Here is a 20889-nt window from a genome sequence, read left to right as displayed (position 1 = left end):
TCAGCCAAGATCGTTTCTGTACCTTATCTTTTCCCTTGGCGGAAAGAGTTATGTATGATCAATCAAACCAGGCGCTGTGGAGGGGATAATATGAACAAGATATTTGTGCTAGATACCAACGTGCTTTTGCACGACCCCAATTCGATTTTCTCTTTCAAGGAGCATGAGGTGGTTATTCCGGCGGTTGTGCTGGAAGAAATCGACTCCAAAAAGCGCAACGCTGACGAAATCGGTCGAAATGCCCGCACGGTTTCCCGATTGCTCGATGGACTTCGTGAGCTAGGTCATTTGCATAGTGGTGTGGAGCTGGAGCATGGAGGCAAGCTGAAGGTAGAACTTAACCATCGCAGTTTTGTGAAGGTACAGGAAATGTTTGGTGAGGTATCTAACGACAATCGGATTTTGGCTGTAGCTCTCAACTATTTAATCGAAGAGAAAGAGAAGCCTGATCCGCGTCCCGTAGTGCTTGTGAGTAAGGATGTGCTGGTTCGTATTAAAGCGGATGTGCTAGGAATTACGCCAGAGGATTACTTGTCAGATCGCACTGGAGATTTAAATGAACTTTACACTGGTTACCAATCTCTGCAGGTACATCCGGCATTGATTGATGAATATTACAGTCACCGCTCTTTAACGGTTAAACAGCTCGGGTTGTCATATCCCTTGTACCCACATGAATTTGTGATCCTCAAGGATGAGATAGGCACGGGCAAATCAGCTCTTCTCAAAGTGAATAGTGATGCGACCCGTCTGGAGCCGCTTTATCTGGGCAATGATTCAGTTTGGGGGATCAGCGCCCGAAATGCTCAGCAACGAATGGCATTGGAGCTGCTTCTCAATGATGAAATCCCGCTTGTAACCATTACGGGTAAGGCTGGTACAGGGAAGACATTATTGGCGCTTGCTGCCGGACTATTCAAAGTTGAGGATGAGCATAAATACAAAAAACTGCTTATTGCTCGTCCAGTAGTTCCTATGGGTAAAGACATTGGTTATTTACCCGGAGAGAAGGATGAGAAGCTCAGACCCTGGATGCAGCCTATTTATGATAATCTGGAGTTTCTGTTCGACACCAAAAAAGCTGGCGATATAGATAAAATCTTAATGGGCTTAGGCAGCATACAGGTAGAAGCCTTAACTTATATTCGTGGCCGTTCAATCCCTGCGCAGTTCATTATTATTGATGAAGCTCAGAACCTTTCCCGTCATGAGGTGAAGACAATCGTCTCCAGAGCGGGTGAAGGAAGCAAAGTGATTCTTATGGGGGATCCGGAGCAAATCGATCATCCATATTTGGATGCTGCGAGTAACGGACTTAGTTATATTGTTGAGAAGTTTAAGCAGCAAGGGATTAGCGGACATATTACTTTGGAAAAAGGCGAGCGTTCCCGTCTGGCCCAACTGGCAGCGGATCTTCTCTAACCTTCAATCCTCTTTTCAGCCGGGAGAAGCATAAACTCCCGGCTTTTTCCTGCCCGCCGAAAAACGGCGGAGGGAATTAACGGTTGTGGTGCTTTAGATTGAGCGCGGTCAGCGGAGGGGGAGGAATTGTTCTGTAGAAGCGTTAGCGCTCGCCTTTGTCTCCGGATTTATACCGTTTAGGAATATAATCCATAAATCTGGAGACAACAGCGATCGGAAGAATAATCCGCACACGGAGCGCCCTTCGCTCACCAAAGAATTATGCACGAATAAACTCTTCCGTCGTTTCCCCTATATAATAGAAAGAGAACGTTTTCACATTCTAAAGACAAGCAGCGGCTGGTTTGGTAAAATAGGGGTGACGAATCATGGGGAAGGTGGGGAATTGTGCTGAAACGCAAAAATTATTGGCTGCTTTTTGCAATTTTACTACTATCACTGACAAGCTTGTCACCCAGTATGGAATTGAGTACCAATAACGACCCACATCCTATGAAAAAACCACAAAGTCAGTCGACAAACCCCTCTTCAGGGGAAGAGGGAACTATAGATAGCCTGCGCATAACAGTATCGTTAAATAGTGAGGAATTCAATGAACTGGAGCTTTTAAGCAATCGTTATACTTTAGAAAGTGGAGTAAAGGTAATATTAAGAAATATTGATAGCGAGGATGCAGACGAAGTTTTGAAGCATGATCTAACCATCGGGGATAGCCCGGATATCGTTATGGCGGATGGACGAAGTATTCTCGACTGGGCTACACGTGGATATTTATTGCCGGTGGATGTGTATCAGAGCATTCCGGGAACTGCACCGTTAACTCAGTTAATCCCATGGATGCAATGGAACGGATATAATTGGGGAGTGCCGCTGGATATTGACCCTTATGTACTTGTTTATTCACCACAGCGTCTTGCGGAACTGGGATTCACTACCTTACCAAGAAGTCTGGAACAGTGGAACACGTTGCTTCAGAATGTGCTTAAAGAGCAAGGAAAATATTTGCTCGCAATGGATACACGTAATCCATATGGATTGTCCGCTGTTATGGAGAGTATGAACAGCAGCTTGCTATCGGATAACCAAGAAGTGATAAATTGGACTCAGAATGCTCGCAGTTATTTTTACCTTACCAGTCGATATAACAAAGATGTTTGGGATATGATTCAGAGCGGAAGCGTTGCTGTTGCTGCTCTACCGCTATCTGAGTGGAAAAAACATGGGAATTCGTCTTTAGTTGCTGAAGCACCACTGACCGCAAGTAACGGGAGAGGACTTGAATCTTATTACAGCCGTTCCTTTGCACTTCCAGCTCAGTCCCCAAATCCAAAGGAAGCCGTGAATTGGCTGACGTTTATCACTTCTGAGGATTCTCAAATGGATTGGCTGGAGAACACGGGAAGCTTGCCTGCGCTGGATGTCCTTTATCGTTCAGAGCATGATTTCAAATATAGGCTTCCTTTTGGAGTCGAATTATTACTGACAGAAGAAACCGCCCCGGAGGTCGAATTCCAAGGCGGCTGGAGTAAGATTGTTGAAGCAGTATCCTTACTGCTTACAGGAAAAATGGATGCGGCCGGGTACAAAGATTTCATCAAGGAAGGCTTAGAATGAGATAGAAAGTTTAACTTGGAGGACGCCTTCTTTACTATCTACTTCTGTGGCGCGGAGGAAAGAAACGATTTTTCCAGGGTAAAAGCCTAAATCAAATTCCTCCTCAAGTGTTCTTCTAGTGGTGTCAGGTAATTCGAGACCATTAAATACAACATGATCTACTTGGAATATAAGTCCGTTGATGGGTTCTTCCTGTATGATGTAGTGACCGGTTAATGAAAGGGCTAAAGCTCCACTTTTTCCTGTGGCAGTAATCGTTCCGTCATTAAAATGAAATGCGAAATCGTTAAATAGCTTATTCTGGGACTGAAGGAATTCGTTTAAATCCTCTTCCTTCAGATTCAGAACATAAGTCATCCCCTTACGTGTAAGAACTCCCTCTCGATTCTGGACAAACTGCGGTAATTTATTCATTGCGGAAGACAATGCTTTGAAGTAAGTCTTTACCTCGCGCAAACCAATATTCTCCCAATATAATGTGAATTCTTGAAGTAGAGCGCTCATATTATCAGGATCACTACTGTCTTTAATCCCACCTTCAATTTCTTTATTGAGCGCGGCTACCCTAATTTTCTGTTCCTCCAGAGCGGTTCGCAGCTGTGCAAGATCCTTCGAGCTGCGCTGTGCAGTCTGGAGGGTCTTCTTTAGATCCTTATATTGGTCCTCGTATTGTGTGAGAATGTTGCGGTCATTTCCGATAATAATTTCATAATAATCGAATAGTGCCAGGAATCTGCTAATGCTCTTCGCGGATAGAAATGCGGCCAAGAGACCGTCTCTATCCCCCATATAATAAGAACGAAGGACCGCGCCTGCACGCTCTTGTTGGTTTGCGATGGCAGATTTTTTCTGGATAGCTTGCTCTTCTAGGTAATCTACCTTTTCTTCAAGCGCTTTTTGTTCAGCTGTAATCTTGATGATCTCCCGTTCGATTTCTGCGGAAGATAAGGTCTGCTCCAGAAGTTTACGGGTTTCTTCATTATCTGGTATAGAGGAATTGAAAAAAGAACCGCTAGGATCGGCAGACAGGTACATCGTAGATTGTAACGGAAACAATGTACAGCAGAAGAGAATTAGTATGGTTGCCATCATGCGGCTTTGGGCATTGCGGGAGCGCACCACACCACCACCTTTTTTTGAAATTTAAGATAAGAATTTATCTGTTTCACTCCATAAATCATCCTTCTATTTCTCGTAGAAACGGAAACTGTCTGTAAAAGACGGCAAAACCGGTTCTTCCTGAATGGATATATGTATGTACTAATAATATGTTTAACCCTTCTAAAATAGCATACATACAAAAAATCCCCACAAAGTGAGGCTATCCTTCAATGCGTACACAGGTATTTGGGGGACCTCATATATAATATATTAACTGATAAACAAAAAAACGGAAGTGATCCTTATTAGATAAGGACCTCATCCGCTTCAAGAGAGTACTGCAATTTATAGTGGAAGACCCATTTGAAAGATCGTCCAATAGCTGAAACCGGTGAAAGTCAAAATCATGTATGCCCAGAAAAGTAGGACATAAGTTTTTTCAGTAAACTTCAAATAACCGAGAATTACGAAAAAAGCGGTTTGCAAAAAGAAAAGCAAGGCCATTTCTGTCAGACCTCCGGCGAAAGCCATCAATCCAATAGCCAATGTAAAAAAACCTAATACCCGAAACATGCGGTCCAAGAGAGAGTCCCCCTTCCAGTATGTATCTCACGAATATTCCTTCGACTTATTATACCCGTTCAGTAAAAATGTGTAAACGAATTCATTGAAAAAAATACACTAATCTTGAAAAAATGTGATTTTTATAATTGACTGAAGTGATTAGTGCTTGAAAAAAGAGAATTTATTACTTAAAGCGTATGATGTGGGCAGATAATGGAAATACAATTTAGTATCAAATAGATTCTATGAACTCTATGAGAAGCATAGAAATGGAGTAAGCAGCTTTTATCCCTATTCACTACCCGGCAGAGCTGTCGGTTATGGAGATGGTTATTTCAAGATGTTGTTAGGAGGTTTGGTTGGATGACAGCCGTTAGACAGGATGCTTGGAGTGCAGAAGATGATCTAATACTGGCAGAAGTAACCTTGCGCCACATTCGGGAGGGCAGTACACAACTTGCTGCTTTTGAAGAAGTGGGTGAGAAAATCGGCAGAACGTCGGCTGCTTGCGGATTCCGCTGGAACAGCTGTGTTCGAAAAAGCTATGAAGGTGCAATTGGAATCGCTAAAGGCCAACGTCAAAAGAGAAGTTACCTGAAAAAGCAACCGTCGGTAAGAGGAGCGCAGGTAGCGGGTCTGATTCTCGGGGATACCGATGAGGAATTCGGACGAGGCGAAGGATTAAGTGAAAACACATTATCCATTGATGCGGTTATACGTTTCCTGAGACAATGGAAAGGTACAATCCAGGAGGCAGGACGCCAGCTGAAAATGCTGGAGAGAGATTTGCGCGAGAAGGAAGATGAATTAACAGAATTAAGATCTGAGAATGAGCGGTTGTCAAAAGAGGTTAATCTTGCTCAAAGTGACTACCGGGTAGTCAATGATGATTACAAAGCTTTAATTCAGATTATGGATCGTGCGCGTAGGCTAGCTTTCTTAAACGAAGAAGAAGAAGAAATGAAGACTCGTTTTAAAATGGATGGGAATGGGAATTTAGAACGTATTGAATAAAAGATAGGCAAATTAAAACACCCGTAAGTGGTTCGCTTTATTAGCGCCATTTGCGGGCGTTTTGGTTTTGTATTGTCATTTATGGAGGACGACAACGGCGGTTCTTCTTGGTATATTAAGGCTATACTTAGAAAAATTGCGCTTGAGATCAACAGGAGGATCAGATGAAAATCGATATAATCGGTGCGGGTTCACTTGGGCTGCTTTTGGCAGGGAGGCTGGCCCAGTCCGGGAATGAAGTGAGATTGTGGTGTCGAGGGGTAGAGCAGTGCCGGAAATTAAAAGATGAGGGCTTAACTGTGAGCTATGAGGATGGGCGCGATCCGATTTCGATTTCGGGGGATCGATTTGTGACCGCACCAATAGAGGGATTTGCAGATGCCTATCTTCGTGAGCCCAGTGATTGGATCATAGTAACGGTTAAACAGGACATACTACATAATGTTTTACCTGAATTTCTATCCCCTCTTAGGGAACAACAGGTACACATCATTTGTGTTCAAAATGGCATTGGACATATGGAGATGCTCAGTAACTTGCTGCCGAAAGCTAATTTATATGCTGCCGTAACAACAGAAGCTGCGAAGCGAAAGTCTTTAACTGAGGTCATTCATGCAGGTGTGGGGGAGGTATGGATAGGGAAATGGAGCTTAAAGGATGGACAAGCCCATAGTATACATACTGATTTACAAGTGAATTATTTAATAGAAGTTCTCATTATGGCAGGATTCTCAGCCTTTTTGTCGAATGAAGTGGATACCATGATTTACCGGAAGCTCCTAATCAATGCCGTTATTAATCCGCTCACAGCGATTTGGCGTATTCCAAATGGTGAACTGCTTGCTTCAGAAGAGCGCCTGCAGTTAATGAAAGAACTTTTTAGAGAAGCTACTATGGTATATGATGCCTTCGGAATTACTTATGATCATGATGCGTGGGATAACATTCTTAAAGTGTGCAGGACAACGGCTGGCAATACTTCGTCCATGCTGGCAGATGTTCTAGCTTCAAGAAGCACAGAAATTCATTGGATCAATGGAAGTCTTGTAGAAATGGCAGAACGCACTGGAACATTGGTTCCTTTACATCGCTTGATCTGCCAATTAGTTGAGGGAATATAGGTATGATCTCGGAGGAGAGGTGAAGCTATGGGATTGCTGATGAATTCGGTCGGTACTTTAAGTTTGATTCCAATAATACCGTTTTTAATTGTTTATTTCATTGGAAGAGGGTTAAAAAAAGATAAAAAGAAAACTTTTATGCTCGCTATGGACGTGACTACATTTTTTTTATTATTATCGGTCTCCGCATTATTTAACAACTTGTTTAATAACGGTTTTGGGTTTTATCTTATACTACTTATTGTATTAATATCCACTGGATTGATTGGAGGCGCTCAGAATCGACTGAAAGGAAAAGTAGATGGGAAGCGGTTATTTCGGGCAGTTTGGAGACTTTCCTTCTTTTTTATGAGCGTCGGATATTTATTATTTATGTTTGTAGGGCTAATTAAGTACATATCACAAGCGATGTAATGTTCCACTGCTCCGGTGAAGCGGCAACGTCACAAAAGTTTAAAGTTTTAATAAAAAAAGAATTTTCTGAAAACATACCACTAGATTTTTTTGACCACTGGTTGTATAATCATAAACCATATACCACATTCTATTTAGGGGGAACTGCTAGATGAAGAAGAGTAAAAGTCTATTGCTAATGCTTGCATTAGTACTTGTTATCGGCACAGTGCTTGCTGGCTGCGGCGGAAACAACGCGAACAGCGGCAATAAAGGTAATGCTGGTAACACTGGTAACACGGGAACTGGTAATGCGGCTACAGAAGAGAAATTGGCTGCGGACCAAACACTGAGAATCAACCTAAGCTCTGAGCCTCCAACATTTGACCCAGGATTGGCTCAAGATAGCCAAGCTCACACTGTCCTGACAACAATGTACGAAGGTCTGACTCGCATGAATGCTGAATCTGGTCAAGCTGAACCAGGTGTTGCTGAAAGCTGGGATGTTTCCGCTGACGGTCTGGTATATACTTTCAAACTCCGTGATTCACAATGGAGTAATGGCGATCCTGTAACAACAGAAGACTTCGTTCGCGCTTGGAAACGCGTGCTCGATCCTGCTGCTGCATCCGCTGCACCTTACGCTTATCAATTGTACTACATCAAAAATGCTCAAAAGTTCTACAACAAGGAAATTACCGATTTCAGTCAAGTAGGTGTCAAAGCGGTTGATGAGAAAACTCTCGAAGTTACTCTTGAAGCCCCAACTCCTTACTTCCTTGGATTGCTTTCCTTCTACACTTATTACCCTGTACACAAATCCATTGAGAGTAATCCAAAATGGGCAACAAGCAAAGATACTATGATCGTTAACGGTGCTTTCACTCTTACTGAGTGGACTACAGGTCAAACACTTGTTGTAACTAAAAACGATAAATACTGGGATAAAGATTCCATTAAACTTAACAAAATCGACTTCTCCCTTGTAAACAGCGGTGCAACTGAACTGCTCAGCTACAAGAACGGTGAATACGATCGTGCCGGTGGACCAACTGGTGAAATTCCATCAGAACAAATTCCAATCGTGCAAAAAGAACTTCCTAAAGAATTCAGCCGTAAAGGTATTGCTTCCGTATACTACTACGAATTCAATATCACTGAAAAACCTTTCACAAACGCTAAAATCCGTAAAGCTCTTGCAATGTCGATTAACCGTCAAGCTTTGATTGACAATGTAGTACAAGGTGGACAATTCCCAGCATTCGGTTATGTACCTCCGGGTATCGCTGGTGCTGATGGTGAATACCGTACAGCAGTTAAAGATAGCTACTTCACTGAAGATCTAGAACAAGCTAAAACTTTGCTTGCTGAAGGTCTGAAAGAAGAAGGTATGGATAAACTGCCTACATTCTCTTTGACTTACAACACAAGTGAAGGTCACAAGAAAATCGCTTTGGCGATTGCTGATATGTGGAAAAACAATCTTGGTATCGACGTACAAACCGTTAACCAAGAGTGGGCTGTATTTATTGAAAACCGTCAAAACCTGAACTACCAAGTTGCACGTGCTGGTTGGACTGCGGATTACAATGATCCAATGACTTTCCTTGATATGTGGGTAACAGGTGGCGGTAACAATGATACTGGTTACGCTAACCCTGAGTATGATAAATTGATCAGCGAAGCTAAAGCAAGTACTGACTTGAAAGTACGTCAAGACAAGTTTGCAGCAGCTGAGAAATTGCTCATCGAGCAAGATCAAGTATTGATTCCTTTGTACTACTACACTAACAACTCCCTGACTAAAGAGTACCTCAAAGGTGTTACTCTTGACTTCAGTGGTGCAATTGACTTGACTCGTGGATACTTGCTTGAGCACTAAGATTTAGCTCATGTAATTTAAACAGAATAGTTAGTTGACTGAAGTAACACAATACTTCGGGATATATATGTGGAACTCCATATATATCCCTTTTTTTTGTATTTCCGTCTATTTGTTATTTATTGTTATTTATAACATATTTAGAAAATGGACAAAAATCCGTTTTTTTCATAAAATCAATATAATGCTCTCAAAAAATTTGTCGGAGGAGGTGTGATGGGGATGGTTCGTTATGTCGCAAATAAATTCTTCTATATGTTGGTTTCATTATTTGTACTGATTTCAGCAACTTTTTTCTTGATGAAAGCTATTCCAGGGGATCCGTTTACTTCTGAGAAAAAAGTACCGCCAGAAATTAAAGCGCGTTTGATGGAGCAATATGGTCTGGACAAGCCGCTCTCTCATCAGTATTTTAAGTATTTAGGTGATATTATCCAAGGTGATCTGGGTGTATCCATGAAACGCCTGAATCAAGATGTATCACATTTGATCGGTCAAACCTTTTCAGCGTCGCTGAAGCTGGGACTCGTCGCAATTGTTGTGGCGGTTATTGTTGGGGTTCTTCTCGGCATGTTAGCGGCACTCTATCACAGAAAGTTTCTTGACAGCGCCGCGATGGTGTTGGCAGTTCTGGGGATTGCGGTTCCGAGCTTTGTAGTCGCGTCATTATTACAGTATGTGTTCGCTTTCAAATTGGGTTGGGTACCGGTTTCAGGCTTTAAAGGACCAATCTATTATTTCCTTCCTGTAGCAGCGCTCTCGGCACAGCCAATAGCATTTATAGCGCGCTTGACACGTTCAAGTATGCTTGAAGTTTTGAATGCGGATTATATCAAAACGGCTAAGGCTAAGGGATTAAGCTGGATGGCTATTCTAAGCCGTCACGTACTTCGTAATGGTATCCTGCCGGTTGTTACTTACATGGGACCTATGACAGCTAACATCGTAACTGGTTCGGTTGTTATCGAGCAGATCTTTGGTGTTGGGGGTATTGGTAAACAGTTCGTGGAAGCGATTGGTGTCCGTGACTATACCGTTATTATGGGGATAACCATTTTCTATGGTGTACTACTCATGGTGGCCCGTTTCATTACTGATATTGCTTATGTATTGATTGACCCACGTATGAAATTAAGTGGAGGAAAGGAGGGCTAAAGAGTGGCATCTGATAATAACTTGTTAAAGAACATGAATCTAAAACCGGAAGATTTTCAAAAAGTCGGTGTAGATGAAAAAGAAGCCGAGGTTATTCAGCGGGAGAGTCTCTCTGCCTGGAAAGATTCTTGGCAACGGTTGCGTCAAAACAAAATGGCGATGACCGCGCTTGGGATTCTAGGCTTGATCGTGCTTGCAGCGATTATCGCTCCCTTATTCTCGAAATATAACTATTACTCCAATGACTTGATGAATACCAATAAGCCCCCTTCCTCCGATCACTGGTTTGGAACGGATGATCTTGGACGTGATATTTTCGTTCGTACTTGGTACGGCGCACGGATCTCCTTGATCGTTGGTCTAGCTGCGGCAGCCATCGACTTGTTTATCGGTGTTATCTATGGAGGTATTATGGGCTTCTTCGGCGGCCGTGTAGATAATATCATGAACAAATTCTCTGAAATTCTGTACTCCATTCCTTATCTGCTTGTTGTAATTTTGCTTTTGGTTGTGCTTGAACCAAGTCTTGGTACCATCATCCTGGCCTTAACCATCACGGGTTGGATTACGATGTCGTGGATTGTACGCGGTGAAATTATGCAGCTCAAGAATCGAGAGTTCGTATTGGCTTCCCGTTCCATGGGTGCAGGTTCTGCGAGACTGTTGTTCAAACACCTTCTGCCGAACGCAGTGGGTCCGATTATTGTAACGATTACACTTTCTGTACCAAATGCAATTTTTGCAGAGGCTTTCCTAAGCTTCTTGGGTCTTGGTGTACAAGCTCCTATCGCTTCACTTGGATCTATGATTAACGATTCACTCACCGGTTGGTTGTACTATCCATGGCGCTTCCTGTTCCCTGCCATTCTGATCAGTTTAACCATGCTTTCTTTCAACATTTTCGGTGATGGTCTTCGTGACGCGCTTGATCCTAAGCTGAAAAAATAGGAGGGTTATGGATGGAACCTATTTTACAAGTCAAAGATTTGCATGTTTCGTTTTTTGTTAAAGGCGGAGAAGTGCAAGCTGTCCGTGGTATGAATTTTGAAATTGGCAAAGGTGAAACGGTTGCCATCGTCGGCGAGTCCGGCAGCGGTAAGAGTGTAACTGCACAATCGATTATGCGGTTGATCCCTTCCCCACCCTCTAAAGTGAAAAAGGGAGAAATTATTTTCCAAGGACAAAATTTGCTAGACAAAAGCATGAAAGAAATGGAATCCATTCGCGGTAAAGATATTGGCATGATTTTTCAAGACCCGATGACTTCTTTGAACCCAACCATCAAAGTGGGCAAACAGATCACTGAAGTTTTGATTAAACATCAGAAAATGTCAGCGGCCGAAGCGAAAAAGCAAGGTATTGAGATGCTCAAATTAGTTGGCATCACAAATGCTGAGGCTCGCTTTAACCAATATCCCCACGAGTTTTCAGGCGGTATGCGCCAGCGTGTAATGATTGCAATCGCGCTAGCCTGCCGTCCGGCTTTACTCATAGCGGACGAGCCTACAACGGCTCTTGACGTAACCATTCAGGCGCAGATCATGGAAGTTATGAGAGAGATGCAGCAAAAACTAGGTACCTCCATCATTTTGATTACCCATGATCTTGGCGTCGTTGCCGGTATGTGTGATCGGGTAATTGTAATGTATGCAGGTGAAGTTGTGGAGACCGGAACAAGATGGGAAATCTTTAAGAATCCACAGCATCCATATACCAAAGGTCTGCTGCGCTCGATGCCGCGTCTGGACCAAAAGAAGGGTGAGCCGCTCATTCCGATCATCGGCACACCGCCAGATCTGATCAAGCCGCCGATCGGCTGTCCGTTCACCGCGCGTTGCAATGAAGCAATGCATGTTTGCGAACAAATCGATCCCGGCGCCACAGAATTCAGCGAAACGCATATGGCGCGTTGCTGGAATCTGCATTCGATGGCCAAGGAGGTGCAGTACTCTTGAGTAAGAACCTAATAGAGGTAGAAGGTCTTAAGAAATATTTTAATGTAGGTCAAGGCAAGGTTCTTAAGGCTGTTGATAATATTAACTTCTCCATCCGTGAGGGCGAGACGCTTGGAATGGTAGGGGAATCCGGTTGTGGTAAGACTACTGCTGGACGTACAATTCTTCGCTTGTATGAGCCAACTGCCGGAAGTGTGAAATATAATGGTACAGACATTTATAAATTGCCTTCTAACAAAATGAAAGCAATGCGCCGTGACATGCAGATGATTTTTCAAGATCCGTACGCATCACTTAACCCGCGTTTTACGGTTTCTGATATCATCGGCGAGGCACTGGACATTCACGGAATGGCTGGCAGTCGTGCAGAACGTAAAAAACGGATCGAAGAGCTGCTCGATATGGTTGGTCTTAACCATGATCACGCTACTCGTTATCCGCATGAATTCTCTGGTGGACAACGCCAACGTATTGGGATTGCCCGTTCGTTAGCGGTAAATCCTAAGTTCATCGTTTGTGATGAGCCGATTTCCGCGCTTGACGTATCCATTCAGGCTCAGGTCGTAAACTTGCTTAAAGAATTGCAAGATCGTCTGGGATTGACTTATCTTTTCATCGCGCATGATCTGTCTATGGTTAAACATATCAGTGATCGCGTAGCAGTTATGTATTTGGGTAAAATGGTAGAATTGGCGGAAAGTGAAGAGCTTTATGCAAATCCTATCCACCCTTATACCAAATCTCTCTTGTCAGCTATTCCAATTCCGGATCCGGAAATTGAAGTAAACAAGAAACGTATTCACTTGCATGATGAGCTTGGTAGTCCTATTTATTCTGCTAACGAAAAGAGCAATGATAGTGACTTTGAATTAGTAGAAGTATCCAAAGGACACTGGGTAAGCAAAAAATTTGCTTAAATCTATAGCGAGTATTAGACAGGCGGGAGCGTTATGCTCTCGCCTCTTGTATGTAGTGGGGATATTTAATAATCATTTTAATGGATAAGAAAATAAAACGGCTGCTCTTGCATTGCTTTTTTGCAGGTATGTAATTCTTTTGACGCGGCCCCTGACTTTGGATACAATCATATAGAGTTTACGAACTTGGATTTACATATAACTGCTCAGTAGAACTGGAGGCACTAGCAAATGAATATTGTTAAGGAACCGCTCCCGGGTGGATCTGCACTCGCGCGCGACTATATAGAAAATTTTGAAAAAGTTAGTCATTTGTATGGTGGGGATTTCCGAAGCAAAGAGAGTAGAAGCATTCGGGCAGAATGGCTGGATCGTAGTGAGGGTCTCCGTGCAGACCGGACACAAGTTGCTGCATGTCTACGGCAATATAATGAAAAGCATAATTCACATGATGCGGTGATGTCTTCCCTGGCACTTTTAGAACAGCCGGGAACGTTAGTGGTTACTGGCGGACAGCAAAGCGGATTATTTACAGGACCACTACTTGTAGTATATAAAGCAATGACAACCATTATGGCGGCAAAAGAAGCAGCAGAACAGCTCGGTCGACCTGTAATCCCATTATTCTGGATTGCAGGAGAGGATCATGACTGGGATGAAGTGAATCATACGTATGTATTAAATCGTACGCAAGAGATTACAAAGATTAAGATAGAGAAATCAGAGGAGAAACGCTCCTCGGTGAGTAATATTCGTGTAGAAGATGAAAGCTGGCAGCAAGTAGTGGATCAGCTGGATGCGCTACTTCAAGATAGTGACTTTAAACCGCAAATTATGGAATTTATTCGATCTTCTTCGTTTAGAGCAGATAGTATGACGGATGCTTTTGCCAAGCTGATGGGTTCTTTATTTGGTAAATTTGGTCTGATCCTGCTCGATTCTGCTGATCCTAACCTTCGTAAGTTAGAAGAGCCTTTCTTTACTTCGCTAATTATGCAGAATGATGCACTGGAAACAGCGTACATGAATTCTGCTTCTGATATCGTGAACGCTGGGTATGAGCTTCAAGCTGACGTTACGGCAGGCAATGCCAACCTCTTTTATATACATGAAGGTGTACGATTATTGCTTCATAAGAAAGATGGCGTTTTTGCCGATCGCAAAGGCCAGGTATCGTTCACCCGTGATGAACTACTGGAGGAAGTGAAGGTTCATCCGGAACTATTCAGTAACAACGTGCTGACACGTCCGCTTATGCAGGATTATGTGTTGCCGGTTCTAGCAACAGTGCTAGGTCAAGGTGAGATTGCTTATTGGGCTATTCCGCATCGTGCGTTTGAGACCATTGGGGGACAAATGCCCCTGATCATCCCGCGAATGTCTTTCACAGTGGTGGAAGGTACGCTTCATAAGCATATGGATAAATATCAACTAAGCTTTGAGGATGTAAGACAGGGACTAGATCGTAAAAGACATGAGTGGTTGGCTGCACAGGATGAGCTGGGGATTGAACAACGTTTCGAAGAAACTAAAGCTACTTTCTCCGCCATGTACGAACCACTGATTGAGCAGCTTGGAACCATTCAGGCAGGTCTGCTAAAACTAGGGAATAACAATAAAGATAAGATTTTAGATCAGATCACTTTTTTACAAGCGAAAGCCCAAGATGCAATGGCAAAACAGAATGAAGCTGCAATCCGTCAATGGGAGCGAATCGAGCTGTCGTTAATGCCACTGGGTAAACTGCAAGAAAGAGTGTACAATATCATGTATTACTTGAACCGCTACGGACTTCCATGGTTAGATGAGCTGATGGCTATTGAACCGGATTATAGTGGGACGCATCGAATCATTTATATGTAGAGAAGTATTGCTCCATAAAACAAAGAAGTAACGCTCACAAAACTTGGATTATGCTTACGAAGCGAGTTTTACTGCGAAGTAAAACATAGAAGTATCGCTCCATAAAACTTTTAGGAGGTTTCATTATGAGTTCATCAAAACAAAATAGTATCGTGGCTGATATGTCACTCGCACCCGAAGGTCATTTGAAAATCGACTGGGTTCGTCAACATATGCCGGTATTGAACCGTATCCGTGAGCAGTTCGAAGCTGAGCAGCCATTCAAAGGACTAAAAGTATCTATTACGCTTCATTTGGAAGCTAAAACCGCTTATCTGGCGAAGGTAGTCAAAGCAGGCGGTGCAGAAGTAACTATTACTGGATCGAATCCACTGTCTACACAGGATGATGTATGTGCGGCGCTTGTAGAGGACGGAATTACCGTATTTGCTAAATACAACCCGTCTCCTGAAGAGTTCAAAGCCCTTAATATCAAGGCGCTGGAAAGCAAACCGGATTTGATTATTGATGATGGTGGGGATTTTGCTACATTGCTGCATTCGGAGCGTCCTGATCTAATGGAGAATATTCGTGGGGGTGCTGAAGAAACAACAACCGGCATCATTCGTCTAAAAGCTCTTCAAAAGCAAGGTGTGTTGAAGTTCCCAATGGTCGCAGTAAATGATGCTTATTGCAAATATTTGTTTGATAACCGCTATGGCACAGGCCAATCCGCATGGGATGGAATTATTCGAACAACCAACCTGATTGTTGCGGGCAAAACCGTAGTTGTTGTCGGATACGGCTGGTGCGGTAAAGGTGTTGCTATGCGTGCCAAAGGTTTGGGCGCAAAAGTGGTTGTCACAGAAGTGGATGCTATTAAAGCTGTTGAAGCACATATGGACGGTTTCGAAGTTATGCCTATGCTGGAAGCTGCTAAGGTTGGTGATTTCTTCGTTACAGTAACTGGTAATCGTTATGTCATTCGCGGTGAACATTATGATGTGATGAAGGATGGAGCAATCATGTGCAATGCAGGCCATTTCGACGTTGAAGTGAATAAGCCGGAATTGTCTGAAAGATCCGTATCTCAGCGTACTGTTCGCAAAAATATCGAAGAGTACCAGCTTCGCGACGGACGTAAACTATATCTGCTTGCAGAAGGCAGACTTGTAAATCTGGGTGCTGCGGATGGACACCCTGCCGAAATTATGGATACGACCTTTGCGCTACAAGCGCTGTCGTTAAAATATGTAAATGATAATTATAAGAGCATTGGCGTAAAAGTTGAGAATGTTCCTTATGAGCTGGATGAGCAGGTAGCACGCTACAAGCTGCAAAGTCTGGGCATTAACATTGATAGTCTGACTCCAGCACAAGTGGATTATTTGGACAGCTGGAATCTGAACGATTAATTACGGAACGCACAACAATAAAGTATATTAACCAAGTGTACCTTGAACTGAAGCAACTTTTGTAAAATATAAGAGAGTATAAGTTTTACGCTATACATTATCCTTATATTTCTCGCTTAAACGCTTCGGCGTCCTTAAAAGGACGCCGAAGGCGTTTAGGCTTGAAAAGCCATGCAGCGGACAAGATTCCGATTGTATGGCTTTTTTCTGTGGCGAAATGTTTTTTGGGCAACGATCCATCTGATTTAGCAAAAAATTCCTTTCACCAGAAAAAGGTTTTTGATTTTTAATGGCGAATCTATTATGCTTAAGTGGTGAAAAGTGGGGTAAAGTGGGGATTCGGGGATTAGGGGTGGGAAAAAGGATGTTCATGGGAGAGTATCAACACAGCATTGACGACAAAGGCCGAATTATTATTCCGGCTAAACTCCGTGAATTGCTTGGAACCTCCTTTGTGACGACCCGTGGTCTAGACTCGTGTCTATTTGTTTATCCCATGGAAGAATGGGCAATCATGGAACAAAAGCTAAAAAGCCTTTCACTGATGAAATCAGATGCCCGTGCATTCAGTCGCTTTTTTTTCTCAGGCGCAACAGAATGTGTATGGGATAAGCAGGGAAGGGTAAATCTGCCGGCCAATTTAAGGCAGTATGCCAAACTGGACAAAGACTGTGTTATTCTGGGCGTTTCGAACCGGGTGGAAATCTGGAACAAAGAGCTATGGGAGCAGTACTTCGAACAGTCCGAGGAATCGTTCAACGAAATTGCCGAAAAATTGGTGGATTTCAATTTTGATCTATAAAACACAATATCGAATACTGTCCTGGAGGGATGCAGCTTGTTTCACCACATCACGGTGCTTAAAGAAGAAGCGACAGAAGGGCTGCACATCAAAAAAGACGGAATCTATGTAGATTGCACTCTCGGTGGAGCAGGCCACAGCGCACTAATTGCTTCCAAACTTAGCGGCGAAGGCCGATTAATCTGTTTGGATCAAGATGATTGGGCTCTGGAGAACGCAAAAGAAAGACTAGCTGAATACGGAGACAAGGTTGTACTCATTAAGACCAATTTCCGTGATCTGGAGAGTGTACTTAAGGATGTGCCCTTTGTACCACAAAAAGATGGCATTCCCCAAGTGGATGGGGTCCTCTTTGATCTTGGCGTATCCTCTCCCCAGTTTGATGAGGGAGAACGCGGATTTAGTTACAATCATGATGCTCCGCTGGACATGCGAATGGATCAGACGGCGCTATTAACGGCTGCTGATATTGTGAATACGTGGTCTGAGCAGGAGATTGCCCGTGTGCTTTTCCAATATGGAGAAGAGAAGTTCTCGCGGAGAATTGCTAAGAAAATTGTAGACAGAAGAGAAGAAAGTCCTGTGGAGACCACAGGAGAATTAGCTGAGCTTATCAAGGAAGGTATTCCGGCGGCTGCACGAAGAACGGGAGGACACCCCGCTAAACGTAGCTTTCAAGGTTTACGGATTGCTGTAAACGACGAGTTGGGTGCTTTTGAAGAAGGATTACATAGCGCAGTACGTTGCCTTGCACCAGAAGGTAGAGTATCCGTTATCACTTTTCATTCACTCGAGGACCGAATTTGCAAGCAAATACTAAGCAGCTATTTAAGCAGATGTACATGCCCGCCTGACTTTCCGTTTTGTGTATGTGGCGCGAAAGGCACGCTTAAGTTAATCAACCGCAAACCGCTTGTGCCTTCTGAAGAAGAGCTTGAGCTTAATACTCGAGCCCGTTCAGCTAAGCTGCGCATTGCAGAAAAATTGTAATTGACGATAAAGGAGAGTCAGAGATGGCCTATACCCGCGGCAATTTAGCAGTTCAGCCCAAAAGAAAAGAAGAGGTAAACCCCCTTTACCGCGAGAAGACAAAAGTAGTTACCAAACGAAGAGTACTTCCGCTGCAAGAGAAACTTTTGTATATGCTGACGCTAGGAGTATGCGTTTTGGTGGCTATCACCCTGATTTCACGTTACGTTCATATTTATGATTTGAACTTGCAGGCCCAGAAATTAGATAAGGATATAGCGACTGCTAAGAAGCAAATTTCCACGTTTGAGATGGAGAAGCAGAACTTGGAGCAGAAGGTTGCCCAAAAGGCAAAGGATCTTGGATACGTAGCACCGGATGAAAATGCTACAATCTTTATTCCGGCGAATCCGATATCGACAGAAGGCGATAATTAGTGAGCGATTGGCAAGATCGCAATAAAAAAATTGTGAGGTTCGCTTATGGTAAAGAGAATAAAACTTCGCACGCTGTTTATAGGAGGGTGTATTACCCTCTTTTTTCTTGTTTTGATAGCTAGAGTGTTCTGGATTCAAGTTATGGAGGGCTCAGAATGGCAAGAAAAGGCTGCTACACTTTGGGCGCACACTTCGACTATCAAAGCAGAGCGAGGAACGATTTCTGACCGTAATGGGAGTGTGCTCGCAAGTGATGTCCCTGCTTATACTGTGGTTGTAAACCCGGCAGTCATTGCTGAAAAGGGAATTGGTGATGAGGTCGTCAAGGGATTGCATGAGCTACTCGGCAAGCCAGAAGATGAGCTGCGGAAACTGGTTGAAGCGAAAGACGAGAACGGTAAATACCTCAAGAATCGTGAGGTTCGAAACGAAGGCTGGAAGATCGATCAGGAACTTGCGGATAAGGTGAAAGAATTTTATGTAGCCCTAGGTAAAGAGCATAAAATTCAAGAGACTGGGATTGGTCTTGTTAGAGAGCAGAAACGATATTACCCTAAGGGTTCGCTTGCTGCGCATATATTAGGCTATACAGATCGAGATGGCAAGGCCATTATGGGTCTGGAAAAATCCCTAGATGAACAGCTTAAGGGTGCCGATGGCAAGCTGCTTTATCAAAGTGACGGTCAAGGGGTTAAGCTGCCGGATTCAAAAGATACTTATAAACCTGTAGTAAATGGCAGTAATTTCAAACTTACAATCGACAGTACAATCCAGCAATATATACAAGCGGCCATGGAAAAGGCATATGCGCAATATAAGCCGAAAAGTATGAGTGTCATTGCTGCTGATCCGAATACGATGGAGATTTTGGGGATGGCGAATATGCCTACCTTTGATCCTAATAAATATATGGATACGGGTGCTGATGCAGCGGGTTTCTACAATCATGCTATCAAATCAACTTATGAGCCCGGTTCGACCTTCAAAATTGTAACACTTGCTGCAGCTGTAGAAGAGAAGCTTTTTGATCCCGTAGCTACATTTCTGTCAGGATCTATCAGAATTAAGGGATACAGTAAGGCATTACATGATATTAATCGTGCCGGCTGGGGGCAAATCAGTTTCCTGGAAGGTGTGAAGCGGTCTAGTAACGTTCTTTTTGTAAAACTTTATGAAATGCTCGGACAAGATAGACTTTTACAGTATATTGATGATTTTGGCTTTAATGGGAAGACAGGAATCGATTTGCCAGGGGAAGCCAGTGGGGTCGTTAACCCTAACCTTGGACGTCCTATCGAAATTGCTACACTTGCATATGGGCATGGTAAAGTGCTAGTTACCCCGCTTCAACAATTGGTTGCTGTATCTGCTATCGCCAATGGTGGGAAACTGATGACTCCATATGTGGTAAAAGAGGTTACGGACCCAAACACCGGTGACACTAAGGTTACTCAGCCTAGTGTAGTGCGTCAGGTGATTGATGAGGCAAGCGCCAAGAAAACCGGTGAATACTTGGAGCAGGTAGTTGCCGATCAAGTCAAAGGTACAGGACGCAACGCTCACATAGAAGGTTACCGTGTCGCAGGTAAGACAGGAACGGCTATCAAGGTTGAAGGTAAGGACTACGTGAAGTCCAAAGTACTGGTCTCCTTTATTGGTTATGCGCCTGTGAATGATCCAAAGATCGCTGTTATTGTTATTATTGATGAACCGAACGTTGAGGTTGGCGGCGGTAAAGCTGCAGCTCCTGTATTTAAAGAAATCGTATCTCAGTCTCTGCAATACATGGGAGTTCCAAAGTTAGCGACTGAAACTAGCGATAAGGAAAGTAAAAAAACAGTTGAATCTGAAGCGCCTGTGCTCCGGACCACACCTGATCTGATGGGCAAAACGATGAAAGAAGCAAGAGAGACACTTCTGGATCAAGGATTTGATTTTGAAGTGGTCGGTGAAGAAGCTTCTGTGGAAACCCAATATCCAGAGGCTGGAACGAAGCTTGCTCAAGGACAGCGTATATACCTATTAAGCAAGCAAGGGGACAAGCCTACCATTCCAAAATTACAAGGAGAGTCGCTGCGTGATGCGCTTGAGATTCTAACACTTCTAAAAGTGGAGATTGCGGTAGAAGGCGAAGGATATGTCTCGGAACAGATTGAAGGAACAAAGAACGGCAAAACATTGGTTACTTTGAAGCTGAAACCATTAAATGATAAGAGTGAAGAGGATCCTACAACTTCGACTGCTGATGAGGGTACGGAATCGGAGAGTGGGCCATAGGCTTGTTCT

General features: G+C 43.4%; 18 protein-coding genes. 16 read left to right on the top strand and 2 right to left on the bottom strand.

Annotated elements, in window-relative coordinates:
- Positions 1-90 precede the first annotated feature (90 nt).
- Both MHI27_RS23640 and MHI27_RS23635 read left to right on the top strand, forming a co-directional pair.
- Positions 91-1422 (top strand): PhoH family protein, encoded by a 1332-nt coding sequence (locus tag MHI27_RS23640; RefSeq protein ID WP_042190890.1) that lies wholly within the window; start codon positions 91-93, stop codon positions 1420-1422.
- Between the two features lie 387 nt (positions 1423-1809).
- Positions 1810-3036 carry an extracellular solute-binding protein gene (locus tag MHI27_RS23635; RefSeq protein ID WP_042190887.1) on the top strand — a complete coding sequence of 409 codons (1227 nt, stop codon included), beginning with the start codon at positions 1810-1812 and terminating at the stop codon, positions 3034-3036.
- On the opposite strand, the gene MHI27_RS23630 is transcribed toward MHI27_RS23635, so the two are convergent.
- Together MHI27_RS23630 and MHI27_RS23625 are read right to left on the bottom strand one after the other, a co-directional pair.
- Complete coding sequence (locus MHI27_RS23630) at positions 3028-4155, bottom strand: hypothetical protein (RefSeq protein ID WP_262495767.1); 1128 nt, start codon at positions 4153-4155, stop codon at positions 3028-3030. The two genes, MHI27_RS23635 and MHI27_RS23630, sit on opposite strands and share 9 nt — an antisense overlap.
- A 327-nt stretch (positions 4156-4482) precedes the next feature.
- Positions 4483-4719 carry a DUF2626 family protein gene (locus MHI27_RS23625; RefSeq protein ID WP_042130273.1) on the bottom strand — a complete coding sequence of 79 codons (237 nt, stop codon included), beginning with the start codon at positions 4717-4719 and terminating at the stop codon, positions 4483-4485.
- A gap of 345 nt (positions 4720-5064) precedes the next feature.
- Between MHI27_RS23625 and MHI27_RS23620 the strand changes: the two genes are divergently transcribed.
- From MHI27_RS23620 to MHI27_RS23555, 14 genes are all read left to right on the top strand, one after another.
- Positions 5065-5715 carry an RsfA family transcriptional regulator gene (locus tag MHI27_RS23620; RefSeq protein WP_042130271.1) on the top strand — a complete coding sequence of 217 codons (651 nt, stop codon included), beginning with the start codon at positions 5065-5067 and terminating at the stop codon, positions 5713-5715.
- A gap of 164 nt (positions 5716-5879) precedes the next feature.
- The gene (locus MHI27_RS23615) at positions 5880-6836 is read left to right on the top strand and encodes a ketopantoate reductase family protein (protein WP_405174826.1); all 957 of its coding nucleotides are present in this window, start codon (positions 5880-5882) and stop codon (positions 6834-6836) included.
- Positions 6837-6863: 27 nt separating this feature from the next.
- Positions 6864-7250 (top strand): DUF3397 domain-containing protein, encoded by a 387-nt coding sequence (locus MHI27_RS23610; protein ID WP_042190883.1) that lies wholly within the window; start codon positions 6864-6866, stop codon positions 7248-7250.
- A 151-nt stretch (positions 7251-7401) separates the two neighbouring features.
- Positions 7402-9111 (top strand): peptide ABC transporter substrate-binding protein, encoded by a 1710-nt coding sequence (locus tag MHI27_RS23605; RefSeq protein WP_042190881.1) that lies wholly within the window; start codon positions 7402-7404, stop codon positions 9109-9111.
- Between the two features lie 222 nt (positions 9112-9333).
- Positions 9334-10266 carry an ABC transporter permease gene (locus MHI27_RS23600; protein ID WP_042190878.1) on the top strand — a complete coding sequence of 311 codons (933 nt, stop codon included), beginning with the start codon at positions 9334-9336 and terminating at the stop codon, positions 10264-10266.
- A 33-nt stretch (positions 10267-10299) separates the two neighbouring features.
- Positions 10300-11214, top strand: coding sequence for an ABC transporter permease (locus MHI27_RS23595; RefSeq protein WP_042194363.1), 915 nt, complete (start codon positions 10300-10302; stop codon positions 11212-11214).
- Between the two features lie 11 nt (positions 11215-11225).
- The gene (locus MHI27_RS23590; RefSeq protein ID WP_042190876.1) at positions 11226-12221 is read left to right on the top strand and encodes an ABC transporter ATP-binding protein; all 996 of its coding nucleotides are present in this window, start codon (positions 11226-11228) and stop codon (positions 12219-12221) included.
- Positions 12218-13138 carry an ABC transporter ATP-binding protein gene (locus MHI27_RS23585; RefSeq protein ID WP_042190873.1) on the top strand — a complete coding sequence of 307 codons (921 nt, stop codon included), beginning with the start codon at positions 12218-12220 and terminating at the stop codon, positions 13136-13138. The genes MHI27_RS23590 and MHI27_RS23585 overlap by 4 nt, the downstream gene beginning before the upstream one ends.
- Before the next feature lie 231 nt (positions 13139-13369).
- Positions 13370-15001, top strand: a complete 1632-nt coding sequence (gene bshC, locus MHI27_RS23580; RefSeq protein WP_379424545.1) for a bacillithiol biosynthesis cysteine-adding enzyme BshC — start codon at positions 13370-13372, stop codon at positions 14999-15001.
- Between the two features lie 122 nt (positions 15002-15123).
- Entirely contained in the window at positions 15124-16395 is a 1272-nt protein-coding gene (locus tag MHI27_RS23575) for an adenosylhomocysteinase (protein ID WP_188114736.1), read from the top strand.
- 364 nt (positions 16396-16759) lie between these two features.
- Positions 16760-17197: a division/cell wall cluster transcriptional repressor MraZ gene (gene mraZ / locus MHI27_RS23570; protein WP_036683674.1), complete on the top strand. Its 438-nt coding sequence runs from the start codon at positions 16760-16762 to the stop codon at positions 17195-17197.
- A gap of 36 nt (positions 17198-17233) precedes the next feature.
- Positions 17234-18187: a 16S rRNA (cytosine(1402)-N(4))-methyltransferase RsmH gene (rsmH, locus tag MHI27_RS23565; protein ID WP_042190866.1), complete on the top strand. Its 954-nt coding sequence runs from the start codon at positions 17234-17236 to the stop codon at positions 18185-18187.
- Positions 18188-18210: 23 nt separating this feature from the next.
- Complete coding sequence (locus MHI27_RS23560) at positions 18211-18603, top strand: septum formation initiator family protein (protein ID WP_076284765.1); 393 nt, start codon at positions 18211-18213, stop codon at positions 18601-18603.
- 45 nt (positions 18604-18648) lie between these two features.
- Positions 18649-20880: a penicillin-binding transpeptidase domain-containing protein gene (locus MHI27_RS23555; protein ID WP_405174825.1), complete on the top strand. Its 2232-nt coding sequence runs from the start codon at positions 18649-18651 to the stop codon at positions 20878-20880.
- The last annotated feature ends 9 nt before the right edge of the window (positions 20881-20889 follow it).

Origin of the sequence: Paenibacillus sp. FSL H8-0261 (assembly GCF_045040645.1) — a bacterium.
Taxonomy (GTDB): domain Bacteria; phylum Bacillota; class Bacilli; order Paenibacillales; family Paenibacillaceae; genus Paenibacillus_AQ.
This window is presented reverse-complemented; position numbering and strand designations above follow the sequence as displayed.